The sequence below is a fragment of the Metamycoplasma salivarium genome (assembly GCF_900660445.2).
Classification (GTDB): Bacteria; Bacillota_I; Bacilli_A; order Mycoplasmatales; family Metamycoplasmataceae; genus Metamycoplasma; species Metamycoplasma salivarium.
The window spans coordinates 592,364-607,155 of record NZ_LR214938.2 but is presented as its reverse complement, the minus strand read 5'-3'; the positions used below and the strand labels follow the sequence as shown (position 1 = coordinate 607,155).

11 protein-coding genes and 1 rRNA gene are annotated in these 14,792 nt (G+C 25.3%); 5 read left to right on the top strand and 7 right to left on the bottom strand.

Translation table 4 applies throughout. The annotated features are described in order from the left end of the window. Positions 1–7 precede the first annotated feature (7 nt). Complete coding sequence (nusG, locus tag EXC60_RS06795; protein ID WP_024543813.1) at positions 8–598, top strand: transcription termination/antitermination protein NusG; 591 nt, start codon at positions 8–10, stop codon at positions 596–598. A gap of 478 nt (positions 599–1,076) precedes the next feature. Here nusG and EXC60_RS06790 read toward each other — a convergent pair whose 3' ends face one another. Genes EXC60_RS06790 through EXC60_RS02645 form a run of 3 tightly spaced genes read right to left on the bottom strand, consistent with a single transcriptional unit; the run spans position 1,077 to position 5,970 of the window. Further along, positions 1,077–2,957 (bottom strand): ABC transporter ATP-binding protein, encoded by a 1,881-nt coding sequence (locus EXC60_RS06790; protein WP_129619922.1) that lies wholly within the window; start codon positions 2,955–2,957, stop codon positions 1,077–1,079. Next, positions 2,950–4,755 carry an ABC transporter ATP-binding protein gene (locus EXC60_RS06785; protein ID WP_024544349.1) on the bottom strand — a complete coding sequence of 602 codons (1,806 nt, stop codon included), beginning with the start codon at positions 4,753–4,755 and terminating at the stop codon, positions 2,950–2,952. Before EXC60_RS06785 ends, EXC60_RS06790 begins: the two co-directional genes overlap by 8 nt. Positions 4,756–4,776: 21 nt before the next feature. Further along, on the bottom strand, positions 4,777–5,970 hold the full coding sequence (locus EXC60_RS02645; protein ID WP_245394158.1) for an acetate/propionate family kinase: 1,194 nt from the start codon (positions 5,968–5,970) through the stop codon (positions 4,777–4,779). A 72-nt stretch (positions 5,971–6,042) separates the two neighbouring features. Between EXC60_RS02645 and EXC60_RS06780 the strand changes: the two genes are divergently transcribed. Both EXC60_RS06780 and EXC60_RS06775 read left to right on the top strand, forming a co-directional pair. Further along, entirely contained in the window at positions 6,043–6,741 is a 699-nt protein-coding gene (locus EXC60_RS06780; RefSeq protein WP_024544351.1) for a DNA alkylation repair protein, read from the top strand. A 40-nt stretch (positions 6,742–6,781) separates the two neighbouring features. Beyond that, on the top strand, positions 6,782–8,443 hold the full coding sequence (locus EXC60_RS06775; protein WP_024544352.1) for a hypothetical protein: 1,662 nt from the start codon (positions 6,782–6,784) through the stop codon (positions 8,441–8,443). A gap of 4 nt (positions 8,444–8,447) precedes the next feature. On the opposite strand, the gene EXC60_RS02630 is transcribed toward EXC60_RS06775, so the two are convergent. From EXC60_RS02630 to rrf, 4 genes are all read right to left on the bottom strand, one after another. Next, positions 8,448–9,686, bottom strand: a complete 1,239-nt coding sequence (locus EXC60_RS02630; RefSeq protein WP_024544353.1) for an HNH endonuclease family protein — start codon at positions 9,684–9,686, stop codon at positions 8,448–8,450. After that, entirely contained in the window at positions 9,686–9,955 is a 270-nt protein-coding gene (locus tag EXC60_RS06770) for a hypothetical protein (RefSeq protein ID WP_232612552.1), read from the bottom strand. The genes EXC60_RS02630 and EXC60_RS06770 overlap by 1 nt, the downstream gene beginning before the upstream one ends. A 461-nt stretch (positions 9,956–10,416) precedes the next feature. Then, a complete protein-coding gene (gene whiA, locus EXC60_RS02620; protein ID WP_029670632.1) occupies positions 10,417–11,259 on the bottom strand; it encodes a DNA-binding protein WhiA in 843 nt (280 codons plus the stop codon). A 44-nt stretch (positions 11,260–11,303) separates the two neighbouring features. After that, positions 11,304–11,409, bottom strand: a 5S ribosomal RNA gene (gene rrf, locus EXC60_RS02615). 213 nt (positions 11,410–11,622) lie between these two features. Here rrf and EXC60_RS02610 point away from each other — a divergent pair. Together EXC60_RS02610 and EXC60_RS06765 are read left to right on the top strand one after the other, a co-directional pair. Next, positions 11,623–13,275 carry an MBL fold metallo-hydrolase RNA specificity domain-containing protein gene (locus EXC60_RS02610; protein WP_024544356.1) on the top strand — a complete coding sequence of 551 codons (1,653 nt, stop codon included), beginning with the start codon at positions 11,623–11,625 and terminating at the stop codon, positions 13,273–13,275. 17 nt (positions 13,276–13,292) lie between these two features. Continuing rightward, positions 13,293–14,732, top strand: coding sequence for a UbiA prenyltransferase family protein (locus EXC60_RS06765; protein WP_024544357.1), 1,440 nt, complete (start codon positions 13,293–13,295; stop codon positions 14,730–14,732). The last annotated feature ends 60 nt before the right edge of the window (positions 14,733–14,792 follow it).

Here is a 14,792-nt window from a genome sequence, read left to right as displayed (position 1 = left end):
TAGTTTTATGGAACAAATTGAAGATAAAGAATTTAAATGATATATGGTTTCAACAGTTTCTGGAAAAGAAGAAAATGTTATTGAAGCTTTAAAAAATAAAATTGCTACTCAAAATATGGATAATCTTTTTAGAGACATTAGAATCTTTTTAATGCCACACCTTTCTAATAAAGAATTAGAAAAGAAAACCAAGGGTGAAGAATATACTGTTAAATATGTTAACATTTACAAAGGTTATATTTTTATTAATATGGTTATGACTGATGAAGCTTGATATATTGTTCGGAACACACAATATGTAACTGGTTTAATTGGTTCTTCTGGAAAGGGAGCAAAACCTACCCCAATTAGTAAAAAAGACTTTAACTCAATGGTTGAAAAAGAAAAGACCTTAAATGAAAAATTTGCTGAAGGCGATATTGAAACAGCATTCAAAGAAGGTGTTATTGTTAAAGTTATTAATGGAATTTTTAAAGATGAAATTGGTGAAATTATAAAAAACAACGATATTACACAAAAAGCTTTTGTTAATATTGAACAATTTGGCAGAAAATCTCCAACTGAATTTGATTATAAAGATTTAGAAATTTGTTCATAATAATTAATTTAGTGCATTAATTTAAGATTAATGCATTTTTTTATGCAGTTTATATAAGTTTAATTTAGTAGCATAGGTTGTATGGTAAAATATAAGTGCACAATAGAAAATTAAGGCCTTAATATTGTGCGTGTTATAGCTTGTAAATTACATTAAGTTATCTACTCTTTAAATACTGTTTTAAAATATATTTTCAATTTTTCTACATAAGTTTGTTGTTAGTACTTATGTTGACTCCTTTCTGTGCAAAATATTTTGTTGTAATGTAATCTCATAATAACTCCCTTTTATTTTTACTTGACTCAAAAACTATACAGGTCATACATATATACCTCCTTTTACAAGTTATTATTTTCCTCCTGATTAATTTTGTTTCTGATAATCAGCAAGCTATAACCAAAAAATTTAAAAGCCCCCCCTTTTCTCTCTTTAGGGGCTTTTTGTAACTAATTTTTTACCAATATTTAGGCTAATTTAATTATTCACCATCATCAAATGAAGAATTATAGAGTTGTTCATAAAAACCTTTTTTGGCTAAAAGTTCAGTATGATTTCCTTGTTCAATAATTTCACCATTTTGAACAACCAAAATTTTATCCGCATTAACTATTGTTGATAAACGATGCGCAATAACAAAAGAAGTTTTACCTTTCATTAAACTTAACATGGCATTTTGAATATGTTTTTCAGTTCTTGTATCAACATTAGATGTAGCTTCATCTAAAATTAAAATGTTTTTATTAGCAATAATTGCTCTTGTAATTGCAAGAAGTTGTCTTTCACCTTGTGAAAAGTTTACACCGCCTTCTAAAACAACTTCTGAATATTGGTTTTCGAGTTGCATGATAAATTCATGGGCATTTGAAATTTTAGCAGCAGCAATAACTTCCTCATCGGTCGCATTTGGATTAGCATATTTTAGATTATTCATAATTGTTGTTTTAAATAAGAAAGTGTCTTGTAAAACAATAGAAATTTGGTTTCTTCATGAATGTTCATTGACATTTGATGATAAATGACCATCAATTCTAATTTCACCACTTAAAGGTAAATAGAATTTACTTAATAAGTTAATGATTGTAGTTTTTCCGGCACCAGTAGGTCCAACGATTGCAAAAATTTGACCTCTCTTAGCTTTAAATGAAGCATTTTTTAATTGTAAGTTTTCTGGATTATTTGAATATGAGAAATAAACATTTTTAAATTCAACATCACCTTTAACATTTCCAATATTTTCTAATTTTGTTTCATCAACTGGAGGAGTTAATTTAATAAGTTGTAAAACACGTGCTGAAGAAACAATTCCTATTTGTAAGGTTGTTAAGTTTTGAAAAATTCTATTAACACGGTCAGATATATTTCTTGTGTAAAGAATAAAGTTAGTAATAACACCAACACTAAACATTTGGCCTGAACCAGTTGAGATATTGTTTGTTGAAAACACAACTGCAATGACGCCAATAATGATTTGGATAATAAATGTAGCAACTAAAGAATATGGTCAAATTATTCCAGAATATAATGATGCTTTAAATGATGATCCATATAATTTGTCATTATATTTTTCAAATGTTTTATTAACTATTTTTGCTTGATTAAAATTTCTAATTAAATGTATTGCTGCTAAATGTTCTTCAATATAACCGTTTAATTTTGCAGTTCTACTTTGTTGCTTTTCAAATTGTGGAATTGCTTTTAACATTAAAATTACAACAACTGATAAAAATAATGGAATTAATACTAAAACAATTAGTGATAAATAAACTGAGTTATATAACATAAATCCAAATGAAGCAACGATGATAAATACTGACATCAAAAGTGGGCTTAATGCATCGGCAAACCCAAAAGTTATATTGTCAATATCATTTGATAAAATTGACATAACTTCTCCGGTGTTTGTTGCATCGAAAAATGAAATTGGCATTTTCATTAGTTTTTGATAAGCTTCACTTCTCATAACCCGACCTGCAATAACACCGACTTTATTGGATACGATGTCACTTCACATGCTGAGTCCAGAACCTAAGAGATAAAAAACTCCCATCATTGTAAAACCAATAACAAATTTTCAAACTTTAAAATCACCACCAATTCTTAATTGATCATATCCCAAAGCAACATCTGTTAGATAACCAATTAGAAATGTTGATGTTGTCATAAAGATAGCAGAAAGCAAGTTCAAAATAACAACCGCAGCAAAAGCACCTTTACGGTAATTTAGATAATGAAGCGTTGAGCCAAAGCTTTCTCTTTTTATTCTTTTGACATTCTTTTTATGTTGTTTTAGTTCTTCTTTTGTCATTAATTTAGGATTTTTTACACTATAAAATGGATCAAATTGATGTGAATTATTCATTTTGACCTCCCATTTGCATTAATGCAATTTCTTGATATAGTTTATTTCTCTTCATAAGCTCATCATGAGTACCAATATCTTCTAATTTACCATGATGCATAACAATTATTTTGTCGGCATCAATGATTGAAGAAATTTTTTGAGCAATGATAATTGTTGTAATTTTTTGGTCTTTAAACATATGTCTAATATTTTGTTTTACTAAAGCTTCAGTTTTAACATCTAAGGCACTAGTTGAATCATCTAAAATTAATATTTTTGGATTTCTAATTAAACCTTGAGCAATTGAAAGTCTTTGTTTTTGACCACCTGATAAATTTGCTCCCAATTTTTCAACATGATGATCAAATTTAGCTTCAAATTTATTGATATATTCATAGGCACAAGCAGCTTTTGTTGAATTAATAATATCATCTTCAGTTGCGTTTGCATTTGCAAATAATAAATTTGAACGAATTGTACCACTCAAAATTACTGGCACTTGATTAACAAATGAAATGCTATTATGCAATGAGTTCGTATCCATTTCATTAATATTTTGATCATCAATAAATATTTGGCCTTTTTCTACCTTAAAGGTATTGCTGATTAATTTTGCAATTGTTGATTTTCCAGAACCTGTAGGACCTATAATTCCCAAAGTTTCTCCTGCATTTAATGTAAATGAGACATTTTCAATAACATTTTTTTCTGCAGTTTCATAGTATGAGAAAGTAACATTATCAAACATAATCTTTCCATTTGTGACAACTTTATCTGATTTGATAAATGGAATACTTGGTTTTCTATCCAAAATTTCAAACACTCTTTTTGAAGAAATATTTGCTCTATTAATATTAAACAATGTAATACTTGTAATAATGATTCCCATCATAACGATTAATATATAGTTAATAAAAACTGTAATATCTTGTAAGAATTTTCCATGTTCTTCTGCAGAACCAATAGTTCCTTTATGAGTAAGTCCAGAAATAACCATAACCGCAATTATTCCCATATTTGCCATAAAAAATATTAAGTTAAAGATAACGCTGAATCCAAATCAGCTTTTTAATGAAATTTTCGCATGCAAGTTGTTTGCAGCTTGATATTTAGCATTTTGACTTTCTTCTAAATTATATGATTTTATAACCTTAGCACCTAGAATGTTTTCTTGAGTTTGTAAGTTAACTTCATCCAATGCTTTTTGTTCTTTTCTAAACAATTTAGTAACAATTAGTCCCATAATTGCTAAAGAAAGGATAATTGCAGGGACTAAAACACCAATAACAATTGAAAGTTTTAGGTTTGTTACAAGTGATAAAATAAGACCAACAATTAAATTAATTGGGCCTATAAACAACATTCTTAACGTTGAAATTAAACCATTTTGAATTCTCGAAATATCAACTGTAAATCTAGTCATTATTTTTGCATTGGTGAAAGATTCAATGTCTTTTTGTGATAAAGTCTCAATATGATTTCACAAAATATCACGAATATCTCTAGCACCAACTGTTGAAACATAATTACCTAAATATGAAGCAGATAATGCAGTAATTGCACCAACTGATATTGTAATTACAAAAATAATTGCGATTCATTTAATTGCTTCATTGACTGAATGTACTACAAAGCCATATTGTCCTAAGATATTAATTTTTATTGTTGTAGCACTAGACTGTGCAAACAATGATGAAATTGCACCAAAAATATTTGGCACAATTAAAAATGACACAACCTGAATGATTGTAAATAAAACTGTAATAACAGAATATATCTTATATTTAGGTTTTAATAGCTTAAAAATCCTAAACATTTTATTTCCTTTCTTCTTATTTTATTTATTGCTTAAAAAATTTCTAGCTTCTTTAGCAATATATACTTCTTCATTTGCTCTAATAACATAAATTGGTATTTGAGATTTTTTAGAAGAAATTAGTTTGTAATCTTGATAATCATCATTTTTATCATTTAATTTATCATCAATTTCTAAATCTAATAAACTAATTTTTTTAATAATGTTTTTTCTTACATCACTATTATTTTCAACAACACCTGCTGTAAAAACTAAAGCATCAATATTTTTGCCAAGTTTGTTGATGTATTTAATTAAATAATCACTAATTCTTGAAATATAAAGGTCATATGCAAATTTACTATCTTCTTCGGTTAGATGTTCTTCAATATCACGCATATCCGCAGATACTTTGCTTACCCCCAAAAGTCCTGAATTATGATTTAACATATACATAACTTGTTCTAAGCTCATATTAGCGTGTTGCATAATGTAAGGGATTATAGAAGCGTCAATATCACCTGACCTTGTCCCCATCATAACTCCTGCTAGTGGGGTAAATCCCATTGATGTGTCAATTGATTTGCTATCTTTAATTGCACATAAACTTGCACCATTACCAATATGCATACAAACTAGATTTACAGTTTTTTTATGCAAAATGTCTTGAAGTTTTTCAGTAATGTAGTGGTGGTTTAATCCATGAAATCCATATTTTCGAATGTTATATTTTTCAGCAAATTCTTTATTGATTGGATAAGAATATGCAACCTTATCTAAAGTTTTGTGGAATGATGTATCAAAATGCATTGTCATTTTTACATTAGGTAGTAGTTTCAAAAATGCATCGATTGTTTCTAACACGCCTGGATTATGAACTGGTGCTAAATCAATAGCATCTTTCAAATAACAAATAGCTTTTTCAGTAACTTCGCAAGTGTCTCTTAAAAATGGACCACCATTGACAACTCTAAATGCAACAGATTTAATTTCAGAATAATCTTTGATAACATTATGTTCTTTCCAAAGTCGAATCAAGTTTTTAACTGCTTCTAAAAAAGAAGGCAAATCCTTAATTTCTTCATAATTTTTATCTTCAAAGGACAATTCAAGAATAGATTGTTTCATTTTAATTCGTTGAATCCGACCTTTTGCATCGATAGTTAAATTATCATTAAATAAAACTCATTTGATAGAACTTGAACCAGCATTAATTATCAGCATTTTTTTCATCATATTACATCTCCACTAAATTTCCTTATATTATAATTAAATATTTAAAAATATAAAAAGTTAGGGAAAAAACATATGAGAAATGTTGCAGATATAAGAAATTATTTAATTGCTAATAAAGATAATAAAAACATTGAATTTGCTAGTAAATTAATACCTAATATTAATAAAAATTCAATTTTGGGAGTTAAATTACCTTTCTTAAAAAAATTAGCAAAATCACTTTTGAAAGATAATTATGATTTAGCATTAAATTTCATAAAGGATTTGCCTCATAAATATCTAGATGAAACATTGCTTCATTGTTACATAATTGCTAAAACTAAAGACTTTGACGAACTAATTAAACAAATAAATTCTTTACTTCCTTATGCTAATAATTGAATGATAACTGATACTTTGTTACCTAAAATTTTTAAAGTCGATGAAAAACTATATGAAAATATTGAAAAATGAATTAAAAGTAATGAAACTTACAAAATAAGATTTGGTATAAGAATGCTTTTAAAATATTTTATTGATGATATTTATTTAGAAAGATCACAAAACTTAATTAACAAAATTAAAAATGATGATTATTATGTCAAAATGATGATTGCATGATATTTGTCAGAAGTTTGCATTAAAAAATATGAATTTGGAATTAAAATTTTAGAAGCAAAAAACATAGATTTATTTATTCATAACAAAACGATTCAAAAATGTATTGATAGTTTTAGAATAAGTAATGATAAAAAGGCATATCTAAAAACATTAAGACTCAAAAAGCAATAAACAACTATTAGTTTTTAAGATTTAATATAAAATAAGTAATATGTATGAACACAATTTTGCACCCTGATATGACTATTTCAAAAGAAATTCTAAAAAAACTAAAGAACTAAAGAAAATTGAACGAACAATCATAAATGAGTATTTTTTTGATTCGTTTAGAACCAAAAAAAATCGTTTTATTGGTAAATTTGCATTAGGTTACAATGCATTTAATGATGCAACTATAAAAGGTTTAACAAAAGCATATTTATCTGCACTTTTAATCAAACAAGTTGCAGTAGGAAAATTTAATATTTTAGTTTGCTCGGACACAATCTTTCCTAAAAAAGCAAATTATGTTGACCAAATAATTCAAGTTTTAAATGCATATGGAGCAAATGCATTAGCTTTTGAAAATAATTTTGCTATAACAAGACAATTTTTAAGTTTTGCTGCTAAAAAAATTGAAAAACTAGATGGCATTATTTATCTTTCTAAATTTGATAATTTAGATAATTTTTCAATTGAATTTTTAGATCGTGAAGGTAATTTAATTAAAGACGAATTGTTTAAAGAAGTTGAAAAAATATATAACAAAATTAACATATTTGATGTTAAAACATTTGTTGATAAACCTCAATTTTTTAATGTCAATATGCTGCTTGAGGAATATGCAAATTTTGTGTTAGATTTTAACTACAATAAAATCGGAAATAGGATTTTAAAATTAGGAATTATTGGTGATAAAACAATACTCCCATTCACTAAAAAGATCTTGGGTTGAAATGACATTTTTTATGAATTTATTGATATAAAGAAAAATAAAAACCAGAATTTTATTGATAAAAATGTCTTTATGTTCCATAGTTATGACTATGTCATAAAATTTTCATATGATTATGAAAGAATTTATCTTTATGAAAAATGCAATAATCATTTCATTAAAAGATACAAACTTGTAAATTCATATAAATTGTTTGCTGTTTTATTAACTTATTTAAATAGTTTACATTCAACAAATGAAAGCTTCAAAGAAATTAAAAACTTATTTATTTCCCCAATCATTAATACAAAAATTTGTGAAAAGATTTGTGAAAAAAATTCCATAAATTACTATCCAACTTTAACTAATAATGATGATTTAAAAAAGCTTAGTGAAAATAGTGCTTATTTTTCAGAAAATTACAAGCTTTATTTTGAAAATAAATTAATTAACATCCCTGATTCTATGATTAGTTTATCAATTATTGCCGATATGTTAAATTACTATAAAACTCAAAATAATAATTTATCAACAATTTATGAAAATTTAGCTAAAACTACTGAAGAATTTATTTTAAATGAAGTTCATATTGCAGTTGATGAATCTAATTTAGAAGCTTTTGAGACAAAATTATTTTCACAAAAAGAAATTGCAGGTTTTATTCCCAATAAAGTTGTTGATTTAAGAAATTTTGAAGATATAAATGAAAAATACATTGCTCATTTTGTAGTTAATGAAACAACATCTATTTTTGTAAAATATGCCTATGAGTTTAACAAAATAATTATTTATGTAAATGAAGTGAATAAATCAAAGCATTTGATTTTTAAGAAAATAAAACGCTTTTTCAAAGACTTTTTAGTGGGTTATGACACGTACATTATGAAAGATATTTCGAATAGTGTCACAATTGAAATTAATAATGAAATAAAAAATGAAAATGAAACTAATAAGGACTAACTTGTTAGTTTTTATTTATTCTTCTTATATGCTCATTTACACAATAAATAAATTCTTGCGAAAATTCATTTTCAAAAATTAAATTTCTGGTCAATCTTTTTCCAATAAAATCTAATATATCTCCTGATAATCCTTTGTTTTTATTAACACAAAATCTTTTTGACTCAAGATCAAAATAAATTAACCCATATTCAAATTCTTTGTCATGATTGGGGCAAAATAAAAAACCATTATCTCCAGAAATTACTAATTTTCTTGCTAAGTCTTTATCATTCAATTTGTCTAAATCAGCTACTCTATAGATATGTGCTTTTATTAAATTATTATAAACAGGATAGTCACAACAAAAGCATTTATGTAAATCAATTTGATTTTCAATATTTGAATATTTCAGCAAAATATTACCCATAAATACATTTTGATTTCTTTCTAGTCTATTAGTGACAATAGGTTGTGCTTTGTTTTTAATATTTTGTAATATATATTCCCCATTAGAATGCAATATGCGAAAATTATTTTTAAGTAAAAATTCTACAATGTTATTTGAAAGTTTGTTTTTTGAAATATTAAAGAAATATAGGTTCTTTTCCATAATTTGAGCAAAATAATTTAATATTTCCATTGTTAGAAAAGTTGTTGATTTATTAGCTCCATCTACTTTACCATACAATGTTATTTCGTCTTCGTCATAAAGCACAAATGTAGAATTGTTGTGTTTATTACGTTGTTTTATCTCCCTAATATCATTCAAGTAATTTTCTAGAGTTGAATAAATATTATCATTAGTTTGAAAAGATAAATTAAATATGACATTCAATGTTTTTAAAACCTTGATATCTTTTAAGATTGTATTTGCTAATACTTCTGGATTAAAATCTCTTAAATTAAATGGATTAATAGAAATTGATAAATTTGCATTTTTTGACAAAGCAAAATTCTTGCAAGGATAATAATTTTGCGCCAAAAAAGTGTTTCTGCTTTTTGGTACATTATTTATTGGATTTAATATTTGTGTAAAATAAATAACTTCATTATCTTTTGGAATATACACGCCTTGAAATTTATCATCAATAATTTTTCAATTAATATTTGCATATAGAATTTGATTATCAATTTTTTGATCAAAAATGAGCAATTCAAAAATTTTATGAAATATTTCATCATTATTTATTTCTCTGCGATATTCATTCTTAAAGTGAGTTTTTGTTACATTAATAAAGGACTGTGATACAGAAATTGTCATTAACAATATTCCTTCTTATCTTTTTTATAATTAACACCCGACCAAACTTGAATGTCTTTATCAAATAAATTATTGCAAACTCACATAGTTGCAAATGAAGGACGTTGCAAATTATTTAAGTCATAATTAATACTATCTTTAGTAAAACACATTCTTCTTTTCAAATGTACATATTGAGGACGTTCAAATTTTTGTAACATATCGCAAAATTTTTCACTATTCAAACATTGAATTCCAAATATTAATGCTCAAGGTTTATTAAAAGTCAATAATCTTTCCAATAATTTATGTTTATTCCTAAAGGGTGGATTAGATACAATGATATCCCATTTCTTAGGCTCATAACTATAAAAATCTTGACCATCTCATATGTGAGAATAAACTACTTTGTAACCATTTTTTTCAAAAATAAAAACAAAATTAGAGTTTTTTGTATCAAAAGGGCATCAAATTATCTTATTTTTAGGTATTTTTGCATTATCAATAAAGTGTTGTACATCTTCTCTTGTTGTATATCATTCATCATCATTTGCATAATTAAATGCATGTGTAATACTATTTTTGTTGCGCGCAATAGTAGAATTAATATATTCATTTAACTATTACGATCATTAAACACAATTTTGTCTTCCAAAATTTCTTCAATTTGATTAAAATTATTGGTTTTCATATTTACTTCCTTCATTTATAACTTAATTATAAAAAATAATGTTCTAACTTAAATTAAAAACTAATTATTTATCAGCTTTTTCGCTATGTTTTCTAATTTAAGTAAATATCTATTTAATGAAGATTTTGAACGATAAATTTTTTTAGACGACATTAAATTTGCTAATTCAATTAAACTTAAATCTAAATTTTCTTTTTTAAGTTCAAAAAATGTAAGTTCTGCTTGAGAAAATAATTCTGTCATTTGTTTTTCAATAATTAGCTTATAGTTATTTAAAAATCTATTGTTAACTTCTGCAATTCGCTTTTGATTGTAAAAATCAAAATTAGTAATTCTGTTAATATTGTTGTTGAAATCACGTTCAATTTTTGCTTCTTCAAAATCTAAATAAGCTTGATAAACTTCAATTGCCTTTAAAAAATCACAGATATTTTCTATTTTTTTGAGATATAAAACAAATGAACTTTTTCTTTGAATTGTTTTAAAAAAAATATCAAATTTTTCAAATATATTAATCATTAGATTTGCAAATTGCTCATTAAAAAATTTAATTTCTAAATGATAACTTACACTATCAATTGAACTAATTGAACCACCATTTAAAAAACATCCTGCAAAAAAATTGTTGTCTTTTTTTATTTCTTTAAAGTTAAATATGCTTTGTTTTACCAAAAATTGGTTTTTCTTATCATTTGCAAATTCAAAATTATGTTTAATTAACAAATTTTTAATAAATTCAAATACTTCCTTTGAATTAATAGTCACATAAATGTTTTCATTATTAAAATCACCACAAGAGAAAAATCCAAAAAGTAAAGCTTTTTGGTCTTCTTTGGTATATTTTTTATTCATAATTTCTTCTTTGATTAAGAAGCTAAATGTTTTTTGTCTTATAAGATCCATTTGATGTAACTTTCTTATTAATTTTAGCATAAAAAGAGTAATAAAAAAAGCAACGACCTACTTTCCCTTGTGAGTATCATCGGCACTGAAGGGCTTAACTGCTGAGTTCGGAATGGTATCAGGTGGAACCCCTTCGTTATGGTTGCTAAGTAATAGTATATATTAAAAAAACAAAAATGTTATGAAAAAAATATTTTTTTCAAAATTGCTCAACATTTTTTACAAATGTATATTTACCAAAATGAGAAGAATTATAAAAATTGTGTATCAAATTTATATCTATTAAAGTAAAAACATAATAAAGTTTATGATATTATTTATCTAAATAATTAACTATTTTTTCTTAGGATAATGGGGGAAACCATGAGTAAAATTAACTTTTACGCATTAGGGGGATTAGATGAAAATGGCAAAAATTGCTATGTTCTAGAGATCAACCAAAAACTTTTTATAATTAACTTTGGCACTAAGGTTCCAATTAATTCACATACTGGAATTGACACTTTAATTTGCAATTTTGACTATTTAGAAAAAAGACAAAAAGATATTGTTGGAATTTTTGTAAGCGATATACACAATGATAATTTTTCTGGAATTCCTTGACTTTTAATGAAACTTAAAAATATTAAAATTTATACTTCAGCATTTAATAAAATTGTATTAATTGATAGAATCTCGAAATATGACATTCAACATAAAAATTACGAAGTCAAAGTTATTAATAGGCCAACCGAATTTAATAATGTTATAGTAACACCATTTGAACTTGCCGGAAGCACTCCTGGCCAAATTGGATTTAACTTTTTTGTTGATGATGGAAACATCTTGATAATGACTAATTTTGTTGATGGAGATTTAGGACCTTATGGAAAAACTAATTTAGACAAAATTAAATCAATTTTGAATAACAAAGAATTAAAAATTCTTATTATGGATTCAGGCAAATCAAACTATCCTGGTAAAAGTATTGATAAACTTTGAATTTCTAAAAAAATTGAATATAAATTTCAAGAAGCTAGACCTAACCAAAGGATCATTGTTGGACTTTATGACGAAGATATGATTACTGCACATGAAGTCTTGCTATTAGCTAAAAAATATAATCGTCCTGTAATAACATATGGTAGAAATTATTCACAACTTTTAAATTTAGTGCAAAAAATTGATGCAAATTTATCTTGACCTGAATTTATTGATTATCGCGAAGCTACTAAAGCAAATAATGCTGTTATTTTAGTTACAGGAGCTATTGAACGTTTATATTTAAGATTCGTTAGGATTGCAACAAATAATGACTTGTATTTGAAATTTAGACCTGATGATGCTGTTATTTTTATAGCACCACCAGTTAATGGACTCGAAGTAAATTATGCTTATACATTAGATGAAGTTGCAAGAAATACTTCAAATTTAATTGAACTAAGTTCAGACCAATATTATTCATGTCACCCTACCAAAGATGATATTAAAAGGTTTGTAAAGGAATTAAAACCTAAGTATTTTATTCCAATTCAAGGTTTATATAGATACTTAGTAGTAGCAACCCATGATGCTAGAGATATTGGTATGAATTTAGCTAATTGCTTAGTCTTACAAAATGGAAAAGTTGCTGAATTTAAGGACTTTAATTTGGTTTCTCAAAAACAAACAATTAAAAATATTGGTCATTTAATTATTGATGGTTTTGGAATTGGTGATATCTCAAATGAAGTTATTAAAGAAAGAGAAAATTTAGGTCGTGATGGTGTTTTAGCATTAAGTATTTTGATTGATTTTAAGACCAAAAAACCGATTGGTGAACTTCAAATTAATTCGTATGGAATAATTACAAAAGATAATAAGGATGTAATTTATAATATAATTAATACATTATTTTTTAGAGAATTTGAAGGGAAACAAACAAAAGAAATTAACTTGCGTGCAATCCAAGAACAATTAAGAAAGAGTATCAAAAGAAAGATTTATCGTACAATCGATAAAGAACCATTAATTGTTATAACATTGTATGAAATTTAATTTCTTTGCATAGTAAAATGACACAAAAACAAAATCAAACAAATGAAGACAACATTCAAGATAGTATTGAACTTTCTTTAAAAAAAGAAAAAATAAAGTTAAAGAAAGAAAAAAATTATTTTGTTTGAAAAGACACAAGTTTCATTTGGACAATGATTATTTTGCTTTTGTGTTTTTTAATGACAATTTCTTTTTTGAATGTAAAAGGATTGACCACAATTCATTCATATACAATCAACATCTTTTTTGGTATGTTTTCAATTCTATTTTATGTTTGGATTATGCTATTTGCTTTTAAAAAATTATTTAACCTTAAAAATACATATTCAGCAAAAATTTTTCATTTTAGTTTATGAAGATTAGCCATTTTTTTCTTTGCAATTCTAATTTTTGGAAGTGTTATTTATTTTACGGCTAATAAAGTTTTCCCAACAGCTGGAAAATCATACAAAATTGTTTTTGATAATTGATTTGAAACTTTTTCATCATCGCATAATGCAGTTTTGCCTTATAAATGAAATGCTGGAATTATTGGCAGTTTTATTTATTCATTTTTTACATTATTGGGAAAAACCGCCGGAATTGTTTTTTCATTTAGTTTGAGCATTTTGATTTTAGTAGCCTCAATTTTGATTTTCTTTATAAGCGACATTAGATTTAATTTAATTAGCTTTTCTAAAGCAAAAAGAGATGAGGCAAGAAAAATTTTATTTAACAAAAAAAATAGTAATTTAAAAGTTAAAACAGTATATCAAACGCCAAAAATTTCTCAAAATGTTGCTAAAACAGAGTCTAAAATTGAAGATCAACTTGAAAGTGACATTGCAATAAAAACTAATGCTACAAATAAAAATAATGAAGATATTCATTTGAAACATTCTAATGAAATTGAAACTAAAAGTCCAGATCTTGTAGCAGCACAAATAACAAAAAATGCAATGTTAGATTCTAAAAATGAAGTTAAAGAAATTCCACAAGTATTAAATACAAATAAAAAATATAAGACCATTATTATGGACAATGGTATTGCGCAAATTGTTACTGATGAGCAAAAACTTGACGTTATTCAAACACAAGTTATTAAACCTGAAATTAATAATAAAAATGAAACTAATCCTAGCGTTGAAACAATTGACTTTGATGATAATCCATTTTACACAAGTACAATTGAAATAGTTGATCCACAAAAAACACAAGAAATGGAAGCTATTAAAACAAAAGAAGATGAAAATTTAGAAAAAACAGCAGAAACTTATATTTCTAAATCTATTAAACCTAAAGAACTTAAAAATTATGAAAAAGAAATTACTCAAGAAATTCCTTTAGAAGAACAAGAAATTGAAATTACAAAAGAAAATGATTTTACAACAGTTTCAAAAACTAAGACCATTGAACAACCTACATTAGAAAAGAAAAAAAGATATTCTATCATTGATGATGAAGAAGATATGTTTTAATTTGAAAGAACAAAAAAACATCTAGGATACTTACCAATTCTAGATGTTTTTAATTACCTT